This is a genomic window from Aquitalea aquatilis, assembly GCF_005155025.1.
GTDB lineage: Bacteria > Pseudomonadota > Gammaproteobacteria > Burkholderiales > Chromobacteriaceae > Aquitalea > Aquitalea aquatilis.
Map to the genome: position 1 here is coordinate 2,604,074 of NZ_CP039731.1, position 16,473 is coordinate 2,620,546.

General features: G+C 54.2%; 13 protein-coding genes and 1 pseudogene. 8 read left to right on the forward strand and 6 right to left on the reverse strand.

Annotated elements, in window-relative coordinates; translation table 11 throughout:
• Window positions 1–32: 32 nt before the first annotated feature.
• From FAZ30_RS12175 to FAZ30_RS12200, 6 genes are all read right to left on the reverse strand, one after another.
• On the reverse strand, window positions 33–1,130 hold the full coding sequence (locus FAZ30_RS12175; protein ID WP_137009514.1) for a YagK/YfjJ domain-containing protein: 1,098 nt from the start codon (window positions 1,128–1,130) through the stop codon (window positions 33–35).
• 238 nt (window positions 1,131–1,368) lie between these two features.
• Complete coding sequence (locus FAZ30_RS12180) at window positions 1,369–2,769, reverse strand: hypothetical protein (protein ID WP_137009515.1); 1,401 nt, start codon at window positions 2,767–2,769, stop codon at window positions 1,369–1,371.
• A gap of 180 nt (window positions 2,770–2,949) precedes the next feature.
• Window positions 2,950–4,404 (reverse strand): DUF3987 domain-containing protein, encoded by a 1,455-nt coding sequence (locus FAZ30_RS12185; RefSeq protein ID WP_137009516.1) that lies wholly within the window; start codon window positions 4,402–4,404, stop codon window positions 2,950–2,952.
• Window positions 4,394–4,636: an AlpA family transcriptional regulator gene (locus FAZ30_RS12190; protein ID WP_137009517.1), complete on the reverse strand. Its 243-nt coding sequence runs from the start codon at window positions 4,634–4,636 to the stop codon at window positions 4,394–4,396. The genes FAZ30_RS12185 and FAZ30_RS12190 overlap by 11 nt, the downstream gene beginning before the upstream one ends.
• Window positions 4,629–5,225: a hypothetical protein gene (locus tag FAZ30_RS12195; RefSeq protein ID WP_137009518.1), complete on the reverse strand. Its 597-nt coding sequence runs from the start codon at window positions 5,223–5,225 to the stop codon at window positions 4,629–4,631. The genes FAZ30_RS12190 and FAZ30_RS12195 overlap by 8 nt, the downstream gene beginning before the upstream one ends.
• Before the next feature lie 205 nt (window positions 5,226–5,430).
• A complete protein-coding gene (locus FAZ30_RS12200; protein WP_137009519.1) occupies window positions 5,431–6,627 on the reverse strand; it encodes a tyrosine-type recombinase/integrase in 1,197 nt (398 codons plus the stop codon).
• 654 nt (window positions 6,628–7,281) lie between these two features.
• Here FAZ30_RS12200 and FAZ30_RS12205 point away from each other — a divergent pair.
• The 8 genes and pseudogenes from FAZ30_RS12205 to nirB form a co-directional block, all read left to right on the forward strand.
• Window positions 7,282–7,827, forward strand: a complete 546-nt coding sequence (locus FAZ30_RS12205) for an iron transporter (RefSeq protein WP_124645534.1) — start codon at window positions 7,282–7,284, stop codon at window positions 7,825–7,827.
• 121 nt (window positions 7,828–7,948) lie between these two features.
• Window positions 7,949–8,272 (forward strand): cupredoxin domain-containing protein, encoded by a 324-nt coding sequence (locus tag FAZ30_RS12210; RefSeq protein ID WP_137009520.1) that lies wholly within the window; start codon window positions 7,949–7,951, stop codon window positions 8,270–8,272.
• 26 nt (window positions 8,273–8,298) lie between these two features.
• Window positions 8,299–9,117 (forward strand): FTR1 family iron permease, encoded by an 819-nt coding sequence (locus tag FAZ30_RS12215; RefSeq protein WP_124645532.1) that lies wholly within the window; start codon window positions 8,299–8,301, stop codon window positions 9,115–9,117.
• Complete coding sequence (locus FAZ30_RS12220; RefSeq protein WP_124645531.1) at window positions 9,114–10,565, forward strand: 4Fe-4S binding protein; 1,452 nt, start codon at window positions 9,114–9,116, stop codon at window positions 10,563–10,565. Before FAZ30_RS12215 ends, FAZ30_RS12220 begins: the two co-directional genes overlap by 4 nt.
• 320 nt (window positions 10,566–10,885) lie before the next feature.
• The gene (locus FAZ30_RS12225) at window positions 10,886–11,476 is read left to right on the forward strand and encodes an ANTAR domain-containing response regulator (protein ID WP_124645530.1); all 591 of its coding nucleotides are present in this window, start codon (window positions 10,886–10,888) and stop codon (window positions 11,474–11,476) included.
• Window positions 11,477–11,485: 9 nt separating this feature from the next.
• Window positions 11,486–12,589, forward strand: a complete 1,104-nt coding sequence (locus FAZ30_RS12230; protein WP_124645529.1) for a CmpA/NrtA family ABC transporter substrate-binding protein — start codon at window positions 11,486–11,488, stop codon at window positions 12,587–12,589.
• A 253-nt stretch (window positions 12,590–12,842) separates the two neighbouring features.
• A complete protein-coding gene (locus FAZ30_RS12235) occupies window positions 12,843–14,045 on the forward strand; it encodes a nitrate/nitrite transporter (protein ID WP_124645528.1) in 1,203 nt (400 codons plus the stop codon).
• A gap of 24 nt (window positions 14,046–14,069) precedes the next feature.
• A pseudogene (nirB, locus tag FAZ30_RS12240) lies at window positions 14,070–16,451 on the forward strand (nitrite reductase large subunit NirB); the annotation flags it as partial.
• Between the last annotated feature and the right edge of the window lie 22 nt (window positions 16,452–16,473).

Below are 16,473 nucleotides of genomic sequence, written 5' to 3' on the forward strand. Positions count from 1 at the left end.
GCGCTATCCATTAAGTCAAGAAAACTAACCATTTAACGAATTAATTTGTGTTTCAATTGGGCTGAGCAGCCAAATGTCCTGATATTTTGTGCTGTAAGCCCCATTGCAGCCCCATCTAGGGCTATTGCAGCTGCGATCTGAGTGTCTTCTTTGGCTAGGTAGGGTAAAACACGCTCAAGCAAGTAGCGGCGTTTCTGTGAGCTTCTAAGATCTATCCTGCCTAATCCACAATACTGATATTTGGCCTTGTCCCGATTGCAGTTGTAATAGCTACCTTTCCCATGCGTAATCGTCTTGATCCAGTATTGACCGATCTGATCGGCATAGTAGCAATCATTCTGGACCTTGTTGCCATCGAAGATAAAAACGCAGTGTGCATGGTAGTTACATTCTTCCGCGTATTCGATTGACCATACCCACCCTAAGCAGTGTTGAAAGATATTTGGCTTATGGCGATGATTCTTCCATAAAGCATGCACAGCCTGATGGAATGTAAAAATGCTACTGGTCTTTTGATACGGCTCCTTCAAAGATAAATCGACACGAACAACAAGTACGCGTGGATAGCCTGCTGGCTCACAGGACTGAATAAAACGCTTTGCTGTTGCGTAATGATCGCTTTGCATTGCACGCCATACAGCAACCTGTTTTTGAATGCTAGGAGCCGATGCTTCACGTTGATACTCTGCAATTGCTTGATTGAGTTGCTCAGCAACGACTTTACCATCAGCAAGTACCCTGCCAAGCTCCATAGAGCGGCATTCAAGCGCGTCAAGCTTAGTAGTAATTAACTCCACAAAAGGGTGAATAAAAACGTCAGGAAATGCATTGGTAAAGTAGTGTGACCTAGGTGTGCTGATCAGCCTGCTAGCATAGTCTATATCGTCAGGGTTAGTGGTTGTGACAGTAGCTAACGACTTTCCTTTGTTACTAATGGCAAGAATGGGTAAGTCTGCTTTAAAAAGCCATTCAGCGAGTTCAATTGTTCTACGGTATGCCAGAATGTGGCTGGCAATAGTAGGACCAGTGTGTTGCTGTAGAAGAGGGTGGTTGATTCTGCTTAAGATTAGCTCTTCCTGTGCTCCTGGTGACAGAGTGTAATTGTCTCTATTGATTGTGGACTTATTCATCGCTTACACCCTTGGATTGGTTTGTTACTTCCTAATCATTAAGTTATGAATGATATTTATAACTAAGTTATATATAAATACTGCAAGTAATAATAAATGTATACCACATTGTTCTTGTGATGAGGATGTGTTTAATGTAGTGTTATTTTCCTTTCATTGGTTGAACTCTTTTTTGAAATTGCTATAAATTATTCAATTGAGTATGTACATACTTATTCCTTGGTGAGATTGTATTGTTTTAATATTTTAACCATGATCCAACTGTTTGTAATTTGTGTCTTTTGATGTTATTTGTTTCTAACAATACATCGGGGACGCACAGTCGAAAGTCCTGGTCAATGAGGCTGTACATCGGCAATACATTATTGCAAAACTGATCGTATTCTTGTTGATTTGGAAAATCATGAGTTCCTATTCCCATTTTTCGATAATGTGATAATTCCTCTTCGCAATTAGTCACTGTTCCCTTTCCTCTTAGGATGGTGTATTTCCAATGCTCCACTACTTCTTCAAGAATTTCACTTTCTGTTTCGTTATCTGTGCCGGTATAGAAGATCATGCAGTGATAATAAAACCCTTTCCGTTCTAGATATTGAAGGTGCCAAATGAGGCCATGAATAGTTGCAGGCAGCTTCTTGTTACGAATGGCTTTTAGTAAATCATCTAACGAGTCGGACAGGAGGCGTAGATCATTTGTATTAAAAGGTTGGTTGGTAGTGCTGAGATCAAACCTGGATATGGTCGGTGTATGATCTGTGTTTTTGAGCATTAAATTGAATTTTGCTACGGTATCATTGTATTGCTTGTTGGGTTCATATTCCCATTCTGCAATTTTCTCTTCGTTCGCCGGCTTTCTTAGGAAAGTACGAAACTTGTCAAGCCATCGGTCAAAGTGAGTTGCTGCTAGTTCGCCATTTGACATGGTCTGATTAGGATGGCATCCAACCCATTCTTCATTGCAAAGTGTTTCACGTAAAAGAGTAAGCATCGGGTGTAGTTGCATGTATGGCATCTTTTCTTTAATGGCTTGTAAATCAATACGGTTTGATAGTGCGTTATAAGCTAATTTATACTTTTCACAGCCAATGAATTTAGCCCTGTTTTTAAATTCATCTATTTGAAAAAAATATCCATTTTCTCTGCTAAGTTGTTTTGCGATTTTTCGTAAATACTTTAGATCGTGGTAAATTTGATTATTAATAGGAATGATAATTGTTGGTTTGTCGTTTGCAGGTGTTTTTTCGACTAAATGAGTATCCCTGGCGTAAATTGAGAAGCTATCAATAGAGGGGGTCGGGTGGGGGCGTTGATGTATGATGTTTTGCTCAGTATCGTGACTCAATTCGGGTTGGACGCTGTTGTGGATGTTGTTGGGTGTGAAAGTGTTGTTCTTCCAAGTGCTTTCTGTGAATGATGGATTTAATGGTAAGTTGATGTTATTTGGTTTGAAGTAATTTGTTATCTGTGGTGTGAAATTTCCCCAGTATTGATTGTTTGCCATGTTCATGTTCATTGTTGTTGGGAACATACCTGCTGAATTGTTGAAAGGCATTGTGTACGGGGTGGTGTTAATTGAAATTTTATTTTGCTGGGTGTTATTTACGTTGCCTTTGTGATGTGGACCTTTCATGTATTGCACGGTAAATTCCTTTTTGGTTTGGTGAAGTGTTGCTAACCCTCAATCAGTGCTTGTTCTATTGCCTTGACGGTGTTTTGTTGATTGTTACAACCCTGCTATTCTTGCTATTCCTGCTACAAATAGCAGGAATAGCAAGAATAGCAGGGTATACTTTTCGTAGTTGCTACGGTTTAAAGTACTTTACGGTAAGATGATTGGTTCTATGTACATGGTTTTCCCATACATGAATTTGCGAAGTCTTCCTTGTTGTATTAAATAGTCCGTGGCCTTATTTCTTTCAGTTTTGTCTCTTGAAATGCCTCGTCCGTATTGAAGAATTCGATTGAATGGAATGCAATTTTTATTCAAATTTCTACATTCGGACAAGATGAAATTTATTAAATTTTCAGCATATTGCTCTAAGGGGGTGCTGATGGGGTTTGTCGAAAATATTCCAAGAAATTCATCAGCGAACCAACTGCAAATTTTCTCAGCCCTATTTAATGTGCTTAGGCATATCTCCCCAGTTGACTGATCAAATATGTGAAGAAGCGCAGCAATCCTGGCGACATTGTCAGGCCACTTTGCGGCGTATTCATGGTGGTGTTCAAAGTAACCACCTGGTTCACATGCACGATTTACGTCCTCTATAATTTGATGCCAACGCTCAGAAGCTTTTTTTGAGAAATTCAAGCACTCTCTTTCTGAAGTACTGTTATTGCCATCAAATGTTTTATCAAGGAGCTTATTTGTGAATGAGTAAAAGATATTTAATTTCTCTTCTTTGTACTCTGCTGTTGATGATGGTTTTTTCTTCTCTGTAATTTCCATGAATAGGGTTCTTGCATCAAATCCTATTTCCTTTGCGTTTTTTCCATTTCCCGATCTGAATTGATCAAATTGCGCTTTGTTTGTCAGTGCTGTAAGGGAGAGTCGATATTCGTTAAGATTGACGTTCTCGGTGTTGTGTCGTATTTTTCTAATACTTTCACTTCCCCATCCTTTTAGTAGTAGTGTTGGGTTTTTGAATTCTTTGCTGTTAAGTATTTCGGCAGCCTCCGCTGATATTAGCGTAAATGTTTTGGGGTTGTTATTAAGTTCCTTGATAAGTCCAGCGTTGGAGTAGTCACTGGCTGCGATGGATTTTTTCCTTGGTAGTTTTGGTTTATTTTTTTGGTGTTCTTTTATTTGGTTGCTAATTTTTTCATCGGCAGTTTTAGTAATTTCTCCTATTAAGTCTTTGCTTATGGCATCCCAGATGACTAGATCTGCATTGTATTCTTCAAGTTCATTTTTATATTTATCATCCAATTTTTGTTCATATTCAAAAATTGACTTGAATAGTATTTCAACGGCCGTAGTTTTCCCTATTCCGGATTCTCCTATTCCGATGATGGATAGAGTTATGGGTCTTATAAAGCCAGGTGTCGGGCTGACGTCATAAAGCCCTTGGGCCGAAGTGCACATTGCTGCCAGAATTATGTGAGCAAGTAACCCTTTACTGATGCCTGTGTTCTGATGTGCTTCGTCAACTGTATTTTCAGATATGAGGGGTAGAGATTCGAATGGAAATGATTTTTCTCCCATTGTATAATTTTTGACAAGTTCTTTAATGTCGATTTTGAACTCGTATGGGGGGTAATAATTAGTTTCCATTCACGTTCTCCACTGTATGAAAACATTTCGATGTTTCTAAAATCCATTGTTCAATATCGCCTTCTAACCAGCCAATTGCTCTTTCTCCAAGCTTGAATGATTTTGGAAATGATTTGTCGTAATAGATGCTCTTTGGGCTAATTTTGTTATATATCGAGGATCGACTTAATCCTGTTACTGCAATTACATCTTTTATTCGCAGAATTTGTACTGGGGAATTTTGATTAGACATGACTCACCCCCATGCGTGACGAGGTTGATATGTCGATTTGAAATGGTATTAAGGCTAAGTAATAAAGCCAGATGAGAAGCGTGGAAATAGCATGGCATAAATAGCCATTGCTGGAGTGTGCTATTGATTTACTAGAGGAGTTTACTGCGGTGTTACTGGAAAAGCTGAGGTAATGCGGAAGAGAGGTACGGTAGACGATACGTCGATCAGATGTGTCTGACGCAGCGGGGCCTCCGTCGGAGTCGGATGAACCTGATGGTTTTGCACGCTTGGTAGAGCTACGACGGGTACTGCGCTGAGCACGGTGCGTACCAATACGCTTCACACTCAACGAAATGCGAGAACAGAGATTTACGGCCTGCTGGCGGTTTTTTATAAAACTAACAATAGGTTCTAGAACTTTTTTTGCTTTTTGGATGTGATTTAGAACTTGATTGAAAATTTCCTTTACTGCTTCCGATGCGGTAGGCCCGGAATCTGTTTCTACGGCTTGGACCGCTTGCCGCCTACCTTCCATTGAGTCGGCGAATGTGTTGCAAACATAGGTGATGTCCGGCGTTAAAAGCTCGCTTGTAGCTGTGAGATCCATGCTTACTCCTGTTTGGTTAAAGTAAAAATCACCAGTTAAGCTGGCTTTTTTACAATACTCTGCACTTTGTTGGTTTGAAAGTCACACAACCAATTTTTTTGCTTTTGCCACAGTGTTTTTCCTAATTTATTATCTATGTTATTGTTTTTTAATTGAAACTTATGTTCTGCCTTTATGAGCCACCATGTGGCTGAGTGTTGCGAAGTTATCTTCCTGTGATGAATGAGGCCCATGCGTCCATCATGGGGCGTCGCTGCTCAAGCAGGTCAGTACGGTGATAGGCTGCTTCGACTTTGTTTTCCACGGTATGTGCTAGTGCGCGTTCTGCCAGATCCCGCGCAAAGCCGTTCTCACTGCACCAGTCGCGGAAGCTCGAACGAAATCCGTGAGCGGTTGCAACCCGCCCCTCCACATCACTGATAGCGCGTACGCGCCGCAGGTATGCCGTGAGAACCATGTCTGACAAGACAACTGCATCTCGAGGTGAGGGAAAGACCAGTTCTCGATGTAGTCCCATCTGGCGACGAAGAATTTCAATGGCGACATCACTCAATGGAACGCGGTGCTGAACTTTTGCTTTCATGCGATCTGGAGGAATGACCCAGACCTTAGCTTTCAGGTCGACTTCACTCCAGGTCATCCCGCGCACTTCGCCCGAGCGTGCTGCGGTCAGAATCAGGAACAGAAGGGTAGAGCGTGTGATGTCATAGGTTTTTCGTGCCTTGAAATGATCGACATAAAACTGGGGAAGATCTTGCCAAGGCATGGCGGGCTGGCGCTGAGTGCGAACAGATTTACCTGGTTGCTGTGGAAGCAGGTGTACGACGACATCCACTGGATTGGCCTGGTTATGACCATGAGCCCATCCCCAGGCCATAACAGCATGGAGACGCTGCTTTACGCGGCTTGCAGTTTCCGCTTTTTCGAGCCAGATAGGACGTAAAACGTCAGCGATATGGCGTGGCTCAATTGTGTTGAGCGGCATGGAACCAATAGTTGGAAATGCAAATTTTTCCAGCGTGCTTATCCATTGCACGGCGTGTTTGGCATTTTTCCAGCCAGGCTTGAGATCACCATGTAAAAGTTCAGCGGCTTCGTGGAATGTTGGTGTGGGCTGTACTTGCGGCAGTGGTTCTTCTGCCGCAAGTGGGTCTACGCCTTGGGCAAGCAGCACGCGTAACTCCTGAGCAACTTTGCCAGCTTCCGCAATGCCGACCTCGGGGTAGGGGCCAAGTCCTTTGTTGCGGCGTTTGTGGGTAGTCGGGCTGACGTAGCGGAAAACCCACTTCCCTCGTCCCTTGGTCTCAGACGGGTGGAGGGTCAGCCCTGTAACTCCGCCATGAGGGAGGTTTTTGTCACCGGGTTTGATTGCGCGCGCTTTGGTATCAGTAAGGACGGCCATGAGCAGTTCCTGCAGATGTGGTATGCCAGTTAGTATGCCATTTATTCGCGCTGCTACGAGATGTCGTTGGACACTAAAAGACTTTATATTCTCGTAGTGTTATGATTTTACTAGGTTAAATGGCTATCTTTGAGTCGTGTTGGATGATATTCAAGCGGTCCCCCTCTCCGCCAGATTCAAAAAAAGCCCGCTTTTGCGGGCTTTTTTGCGTCCGATCCGGGCATTTCGCTACATTATTGGCAGCCTAGTCATCATCCATGCTGGTGTGTTTCAAGCAGTAAACCGCAGTCCGATTGATCCCTCGTTCCAGCTAACCGCTTTCCATGCATTAACGTCAGTTGCGGTAGCCTTGTCGCCGTTGTGAATGGTAGCTGGCAACACCCCGGCTATTTGTCACTATCTGTGCTTGCGTGTCGTCCGTGCGCAAAAATCACGGTGGATTGAGCACGCCCTTCATCGCTGCTTTTCCTGCCATGGTGGAGGAGTGCTCAGTCCTGCTATGGCTGTCTTGCTGGTGTCGGTGGTCTGCAGTTTTTACATAGAACCCAATTGCAAAAGAGAATGATTTGCATATAGAATGCGAAAAATTATCATTCTCTTGCAGCCATTCCGCATCCTGTCTGTGGTCATGCTGCTCAAATAAAAGGGTATCTCATGCGTTCTACCATCAGCACCGTATTGCTGGCTTCTGCCGCCTTGACTCTGAGTGCCGTAGCGGCGGCCAAGGAATATCCAATTGGCAAGCCCGCCATCAAGAATGGCATGGAAATCGGCGCGGTTTACCTGCAGCCGACCAAGATGGAACCGGAAGGCATGATGCGCAAGGCGGAAGAGTCCGACGTGCATCTGGAAGCCGACATCCACGCAGTGAAGAACAATCCCAACGGTTTTGAAGAAGGGGCGTGGATGCCCTACCTGATGGTCAAGTACGAACTGACCAAGGTGGGCGGCAAGGGCAGCATCAAGGGCGACATGATGCCGATGGTGGCCAACGATGGCCCGCACTATGGCGACAATGTGAAGCTGCAAGGCCCCGGCAAGTACAAGCTGAAGCTGACCATTCTGCCGCCGTCGGAAAACCCGCACGCTCACTTTGGCCGCCATGTGGACAAGGAAACCGGCGTTGGCCCGTGGTACAAGTCTTTCGAGGTGAACTACGAATTCACCTATGCCGGCATTGGCAAGAAGGGCGGCTACTAAGTCGCAGCGCCCGACGGCAAAGTGTAATGCGAATCTAAACGCAAACCATTCCCGTTGGAGTATGATAAGAAACAGCGCTGCCTGATTTGAGCAAGCGCTGTTTTCCATTCAGGGGTTGCACATGAAAGTTGCGATGTTTCTGGCGGCAGCACTGCTGTCGATGTCGGCGCTGGCTGACGACATGCCTACCTACAAGCTGGAGCTGAAGGATGGCGTACTCAAGCCGGCGCGGCTACAGGTGCCGGTCAATACCAAATTCCGCCTGGAAGTGAGCAATACCGGCAAGACGCCGGCTGAGTTCGAAAGCACCCAGCTGCGCAAGGAAAAGGTCTTGGCACCGGGGGGGACTTCTTCGGTGGTGATCCTGCCGCTGGCGGCGGGCGAGTACAAGTTCTTTGATGATTTCCACATGGCAACCGCACAGGGTGTGATTGTTGCCAAGTAAGTGACACGCGCAGGAAGAAGGTAAAGATGGGTCAGGTACTGTTCATTGTCTGGCGCGAAAGCGTGGAAGCCTTGCTGGTGGTGGGCATTCTTAATGCCTGGATGAACCAGAACCCGCAGGGCAAGGCCGGTAAACCCTATTTGTGGGGTGGCGTGGCCCTGGGTATTGCGCTAGCCATTTTGCTGGCGGTGGCGCTGTTTTCTGCCAGTACGCTGATGGCCGGTTCGCAAGACGTGTTCCAGACTGTCATGGAGTTCATGGCTTCCGGCCTGATCGTGCAAATGGTGCTGTGGATGCGCGAGCATGGCCGCACGCTGAAGAAAGAGCTGGAATCCGGCCTGGCCGACAATGCCAGTTCGGCCAACTGGTGGGGCGTCACCACGCTGGTGGCCATTGCCGTGGCGCGTGAAGGCAGCGAAACCGTGGTGTTTCTGTATGGCATGCTGGGCAGTGCCGACGGTCAGACCCTGCTGAACATGAGCGGCGCGGCACTGTTGGGGCTGGGGCTGGCCTTCCTCACCTTCTATGTGTTGCAGCTGGGTGGCAAGGTGCTGTCGTGGCGGCTGTTTTTCCGTTTGACCGAAATCATGCTGCTGCTGCTGGGTGCCTCGCTGTTCCTGGCTGCGGTGGAAAAGCTGATTTCCATGGAAATCCTGCCGGCGCTGATCGACCCGCTGTGGGACAGCTCGGCCCTGCTGGATGACATGACGCCCGCTGGTGGCGTGGTGGCTTCGCTCACTGGTTACCGTGCCCATCCGGCCTTGATGAGCCTGCTGGCTTATCTCTCATTCTGGGCAGGCGTGTTTGGCCTGTTCTTCTGGCGCAAGCGTCGTCAGGCCGCATGAAACCGTTTGCTGATCACCGGCGTCGGCCCGAACTGGCGCGCCCGCTGACTGGCGGTTGCGGCAGCCACGCGGCAGCCGGCCATGGCCGCCTGGCCGTGGTGGGCAACTGGCTGCGCGACCATGCCGGCACCCTGCGCCTGCTGCAGTGGTTGGTGGTGCTGGTGTATGCGGCGCTGCTGCTGATTCCGGCCTGGCTGCCGCTGCCGGGTGACAGCGCGCGCATCGTCAACAATCTCACCATCTTTGCCCAGTTTGTGTTCTGGGGTATCTGGTGGCCTTTCGTGCTGCTGTCCATGGTGCTGTTTGGCCGGCTGTGGTGCGGCGTGCTGTGTCCGGAAGGGGCGCTCAGCGAATGGGCGGCCAAGAAGGGCCTGGGCCGACCGATTCCACGCTGGATGCGCTGGGACGGCTGGCCCTTTGTCGCTTTTGCCCTTACCACCTTGTACGGCCAGCTGGTGAGTGTTTACCAGTATCCCAAGGCGGCGCTGCTGGTGCTGGGCGGTTCCACCGTGGCCGCCATTGCCATCGGCCTGGTGTATACCCGTGGCAAGCGCGCCTGGTGCCGCCATCTGTGCCCGGTCAACGGCGTGTTTTCCCTGCTGTCCAAGCTGGCCCCCATGCATTACAAGGTGGATGAACAGCGCTGGCTGGAATCCACCCGCCAGTCCGTCATTCGTATTCAGGCGGTAGACTGCGCACCGCTGCAGCCCTTGCGCCACATGCAGGGCGGCAGTGGCTGTCATATGTGCGGCCGTTGCAGCGGTCACCGCGATGCCATCAGCCTGGGCCTGCGCTCACCGGCAGAAGAGGTGGTGAAGGTGGCGGCCAAGGAAGCCACGGTGTGGCAGACCTTGCTGATTGTCTACGGCTTGCTGGGCATTGCCATGGGGGGCTTTCACTGGACGGCCAGCCCCTGGTTTGTCGACATGAAACAGGCGGCGGCGGAATGGCTGGTGGACCACGACATCATGTGGCCGCTGGATACCGATGCGCCGTGGTGGCTGCTCACGCATTACCCGGATCACAACGACGTGTTTTCCTGGCTGGATGGCATGGCCATCATCGCCTACATGCTGGGTACCGCGCTGGTGATCGGCAGCGGCCTGCTGCTGGCCTTGTCCTGTGCGGTGCGTCTGGCCGGCACGTGGCGCAGCCAGCGCCTGCATCATCTGGCACAAAGCCTGATTCCCTTGGCCGGTATCGGCGTGTTTCTGGGCTTGTCGGCGCTGACGGTGACCCTGCTCAAGGCCGAGGGCATTGCCACCGGTTGGGCCAATGACCTGCGCCTGGGCCTGCTGCTGCTGGCCAATGTCTGGTCGTTGTGGCTGGCGGCGGGCATCGTACGGCAATGGCAGGCCGGCTGGCGCATGCTGCCGGCACTGGCTTGCCTGCTGGCAGGCATGGCGCTGGTGGATGCGGCCTGGGGCTTCATGTTCTGGTGGTGGTAAACCACCAGGCGTGTATGGCAGACAGGGCGGCTTGACCGCCCTGTTTTGCGTCTGGAGTCAGGCGGCGGCCGGTACCCGCAGTAGCTGCAGTACATGACTGCCTGCGGATCGATCCCAATACACGGTGCTTGTCCATGCGCAGTCTCTGCGCATTTGTACTGATGCTCGCGCTTACCCCGCTTGCACTTGCCCAACCGGCGGGAGGCTTGGCTGGCTGGCCTCGTATTACGCGGTCTGGCATTGGCCGGTCTTGTTTGTCTTAAAACATGGTTACAGGCACGATTATTGCGAGTCGGTATCAACGACTTCCTGACGCTGCCATGACTGCTTCCTCTCCATTACGACTGTTGCTGGTCAACGATACCGACCGCCCGATGGCGCAGCTGCATGCCGCGCTGACGGCGGCCGGCTATCTGGTGATCGTCCAGGCCCAGGGTGCGGCCGAGCTGCTGCAGCTGGTGGACAGCCAGGCCCCCGACATCATCATCATCGATACCGAATCCCCCTCGCGTGACACCTTGGAACAACTGGCGCTGATGGGCCATGCCGCGCCACGCCCGGTGGTGATGTTTGCCGAGCAGGGCGGGCTGTCTACCATTCAGGCCGCAGTCAGCGCCGGGGTCACCGCCTATGTGGTGGACCAGGTGGCAGCCAGCCGGCTGGCTCCCATCATCGATATGGCGCGGGTGAAATTTGAAGAAGACGCTCGGCTGAAAAAGCGCCTGGCCGAGGTGGAAGAACAGCTGGCCGACCGCAAGCTGATCGAGCGCGCCAAGGGCATCCTGATGGAGCGCCGCCAGCTCACCGAAGCGCAAGCCTATGCGCTGCTGCGCAGCCAGGCCATGCAAAGCGGCCTGCGTCTGGTGGAGCTGTCCCGACAACTGATCAATTCCAGCAAGCTGCTGGGCTGAAAGCCTTTGATGACTGCTCCTGCATCCCTACACACGCTGAATCTGGGCTTTGTTGCACTCACCGACTGTGCGGCACTGGTGGTGGCCCGCAAGCTGGGGCTGGACCGGGAGCTGGGCCTGCAGTTCTGCCTGCAGCGCCAGCCGTCCTGGTCTGCCGTGCGCGACAAGCTGATGAATGGACAACTGGATGCCGCCCATGCCTTGTATGGCTTGGTCTACGGCATGCAACTGGGCATGGGCAGTCCGCAATGCGAGATGGCCATCCTGATGACGCTGAACCAGAACGGGCAGGGCATCAGTCTGGCCCCGGCGCTGGCGCAGCAATACCGCGAGGGTGTCAGCCTGACCGAGATCAGCCAGCAGCTGGGCCGCCCGCTGACGCTGGCGCACACCTTTCCTACCGGCACCCACGCCATGTGGCTGTATTACTGGCTGGCGGCGCAAGGCGTGCATCCGTTGCGTGAGGCCCGCTGCGTGGTGATTCCCCCGGCCCAGATGAGTGACGCGACGCAGGGCGGCCTGCTGGACGGCTTTTGCGCCGGCCAGCCCTGGCACGCCCTGGCACAGCAGCAGGGTGTGGCCAGCCTGGTGGCCGACAGCGCCGCCATCTGGCCGGATCATCCGGAGAAAGTATTGGCCTGCCGCCGTGAGCTGGTGCAGCAACAGCCCGAGCTGGCCGGGCGACTGGTGCAGGCGTTGTTGCTGGCCAGCCACTGGCTGGACCAGCCGGAAAACCATGCGCAGACGGCCGCCTGGCTGGCGGAGGATGATTGTCTGGCCATGCCGGCCGAGCTGATCCTGCAGCATTGGGAAACCGCCACTGCAGGCCAGCTGCGCTTTTGTGATGAGGGCCGGGTCAACTATCCCTATCTGTCGGACGGGCTGTGGTTCCTGCGGCAATACCGGCGCTGGGGCATGTGGCAGGGCGAGGCCGAGCAGGGCGTGGTGGCCGCCGTCAACCAGACCGCGCTGTACCAGCAGGCGGCGCGGGCTTGCGGTCTGCCGCTGCCTGCAGCCGGCGAGCGCCACAGTGTGCTGATGGATGGCTGCCACTGGCCAGCGCTGGCGGATGCTGCGCCCAGTGTCGGTGCGCTGCAGCATTTCACGCACTAATGCAGTGCAGCATAAGGCCGCAGGCGACGTGAAACAGCTATATACCGGCATTTTGCTGCTGGCACGCTCTTTGCATTGATTAGCTCGCAGCGGCGCAATGGCGTGCCGCCTGCACCAGACATCGCGACAGCGGCCAACGGCGGCCACTGCCGACCCGGACAACGGCGTCCTCTCCTGATTTCACCATCAGGGAGGACGCCGTTTTTGTTTTGGCCATTTGGCGGGAAGCACGCTTCCCCGACAGGAGCACTACATGGACCGCACTTTCTGGCAAGCCGGACACAAGCCGACCCTGTTTTCAGCCTTTTTGTATTTCGACCTCAGTTTCATGGTGTGGTATCTGCTGGGGCCCCTGCAGGTGCCCATTGCCACTGCCCTGCATCTGTCCACCCAGCAGCGCGGCCTGATGGTGGCCACGCCGATTCTGGCCGGGGCCATCCTGCGCTTGCTGATGGGCGTGCTGGTGGACCGCATCGGCGCACGCGCTGCCGGCATCATCGGCCAGCTGATCGTGATTGCCGCCTTGCTGGCGGCCTGGCAGATCGGCATTGCCAGCCTGGGCGGTGCGCTGCTGCTGGGCCTGTTCCTCGGTGTGGCCGGGGCCTCGTTTGCGGTATCGCTGCCGCTGGCCTCGCGCTGGTATCCGCCGCAGCACCAGGGCACGGCCATGGGCATTGCCGGGGCGGGTAATTCCGGCACCGTGCTGGCAGCCTTGTTTGCCCCCGCGCTGGCGGTGGTTTACGGCTGGCAGAACGTGTTCGGCCTGGCCTGCATTCCGCTGCTGGCTGCGTTGGCCATTTTTGCTGTCTGTGCCAAGGACGCACCGAATGCGCCGCCGGCCAAGAAGCTGGCCGACTATCTGGCCGTGCTGAAGGAAAAGGACGCCTGGTGGTTCATGTTCTTCTACGCCATGACCTTTGGCGGCTTCTCCGGTTTTGCCAGCGCGCTGCCGGGCTATTTCCACGACCAATTCGCTTTTGATGCCAAAACGGCTGGCCTGTATACCGCGGCCTGCGTGTTTGCCGGTTCGGTGATGCGGCCGCTGGGTGGCATGCTGGCCGACCGTCTGGGCGGTACCCGCTCGCTGCTGGCGGTTTACCTGTGCTGTGCACTGCTGATTGGCGCGGCCGGTTTCAATGTGGGTGGCCCGTCTGCGGCGCTGGTGTTGTTCATCCTGGCCATGCTGTGCCTGGGGGCCGGCAACGGCGCGGTGTTCCAGCTGGTGCCGCAACGCTTTGGCAAGGAAATCGGCGTGCTGACCGGCCTGGTGGGCATGGCCGGCGGGGTGGGGGGCTTTGCACTGGCCGCCAGCCTGGGGGCGATCAAGCAGGCCACTGGTGGCTATGCGGCTGGCTTGTGGCTGTTTGCCTGCTTGTGTGGCCTGGCCTGGCTCAGCCTGGCCGGCGTGAAACAACGCTGGCGCAGTGGCTGGACCGTCGCCGCGGCCCGCGTATAAGAAGCGAAGGAGAGCACGATGGATATGGCAGAACTGCAGGGCAAGACCCGGCAAAAGCTGGTGGTGGTGGGTAACGGCATGGCCGGCATCCGCACCGTGGAAGAGTTGCTGGGCCTGGCACCGGAGATGTACGACATCACCGTATTCGGTGCCGAGCCGCACCCCAACTACAACCGCATCCTGCTGTCGCCGGTGCTGGCCGGGGAGCAAGACTTCAAGGACATCATTCTCAACAGCGTGGCGTGGTATGCCGAGCACGGCATCACCCTGCACATGGGCAAGAACGTGGCCACCATCGACCGGGTAAGGCGCAAGGTGATTGCCGAGGACGGCACCGAGGCCGCCTACGACCGCCTGCTGCTGGCCACCGGCTCCACGCCCTTCATGCTGCCGGTGCCGGGCAAGACGCTGGATGGTGTCATCAGCTACCGCGACATCCGCGATACCGAGTTGATGATGGATGCCGCCAAGACCAAGCGCCAGGCAGTGGTGATCGGCGGTGGCCTGCTGGGGCTGGAAGCCGCCAATGGCCTCAAGCTGCGTGGCATGGACGTGACCGTGGTGCATCTGGGCGACTGGCTGCTGGACCGCCAGCTGGACGATGTGGCCGGCGACCTGCTGCGCCGGGCGCTGGAAGAACGAGGCATCGATTTTTTGCTGGGCAAGCAGACCGCCGCCATTCTGGATGACGGCCAGGGCGGGGTGGCCGGGGTGCGCTTCAGCGATGGCGAACAGCTGGACGCGCAACTGGTGGTGATGGCGGTGGGCATCCGCCCCAATACCGCGCTGGCCGAATCCTGCGGCCTGCATTGCGAGCGCGGCATCGTGGTGAGCGATGCGCTGCAAACCTACGACCCGCGCGTGTATGCCGTGGGCGAATGTGTCAGCCACCGTGGCGTGGCCTATGGCCTGGTGGCCCCGCTGTTCGAGCAGGCCAAGGTGTGCGCCAACCATCTGGCCCAGCTGGGAATCGGCCGCTATCAGGGCTCGGTGCTGTCCACCAAGCTGAAAGTGACCGGGATTGATCTGTTCTCCGCCGGCGACTTCATGGGTGGGCAGGGCATGGAGGATATCGTGCTGTCCGACCCGGCTGGCGGTGTCTACAAGAAACTGGTGATCAAGGACGACAAGCTGGCCGGGGTCTGCCTGTATGGCGATACCGCCGATGGTGCCTGGTATTTCAAGCTGCTGCGCGAGGGCCGCTCGGTAGCCGACCTGCGCGACACGCTGATGTTTGGCGAATCCGCCATTGGCGACGCCGGGGTGCAGGGCCAGAGCAAGGCCGCCTGCATGCAGGACAGCGACGAAGTGTGCGGCTGCAACGGCGTGTGCAAGGGAACCATCGTCAAGACCATCAAGGACAAGGGCCTGTTCACGCTGGACGAGGTGAAAAAGCACACCAAGGCCGCCAGCTCCTGCGGTTCCTGCTCCGGGCTGGTGGAACAGATCCTGATGAGCGTGGTGGGCACTGATTTTCAGGAAACCCCCAAGACCAAAGCCGTGTGCGGCTGTACCGAACGCAGCCATGGCGAAGTACGCAAGGCCATCCGCGAACAGCACCTGCTGACCCATGCCGAGGTGTTCCACTTTCTGGAATGGCGCACCCCCAATGGCTGTGCCACCTGCCGCCCGGCCATCAACTACTACCTGCTGTCCAGCTGGCCGCACGAGGCGGTGGATGATCCGCAAAGCCGCTTCGTCAACGAGCGGGTGCACGCCAATATCCAGAAAGACGGCACGTTCTCGGTGATTCCGCAGATGAAGGGCGGCGTCACCACCGCCAGCGAGCTGCGCCGCATTGCCGACGTGGCCGACAAATACCAGGTGCCAATGGTGAAAGTCACCGGTGGCCAGCGCATCGACCTCTTGGGGGTGAAGAAGGAAGACCTGGTCAACGTGTGGCAAGACCTGGGCATGCAGTCCGGCCACGCCTACGGCAAATCCATCCGCACGGTGAAAACCTGCGTCGGCAGCGAGTTCTGCCGCTTCGGCACCCAGAACAGCACCCAGATGGGCATTGATCTGGAAACCATGCTGGCCAATATGTGGTCGCCGCACAAGGTGAAGCTGGCGGTGTCCGGCTGCCCGCGCAACTGTGCCGAAGCCGGCATCAAGGACGTGGGGGTGATTGCGGTGGATTCCGGCTGGGAGCTGTATGTCGGCGGCAACGGCGGCATCAAGACCGAGGTGGCGCAGTTTCTGTGCAAGGTGAAAACCGCCGAGGAAGTGAAGGAATACAGCGGGGCATTTTTGCAGCTGTACCGCGAGGAAGCCTATTACCTGGACCGCACCGTGCACTACATCGCCCGCGTCGGCCTGGATGTGATCAAGGCCAAAGTGGTGGCCGATGCCGCCAGCCGCCAGGCGTTGTACCAGCGGTTGCTGTTTTCCCTGCAAGGCCTGCCCGACCCATGGGCGGCGCGCATTG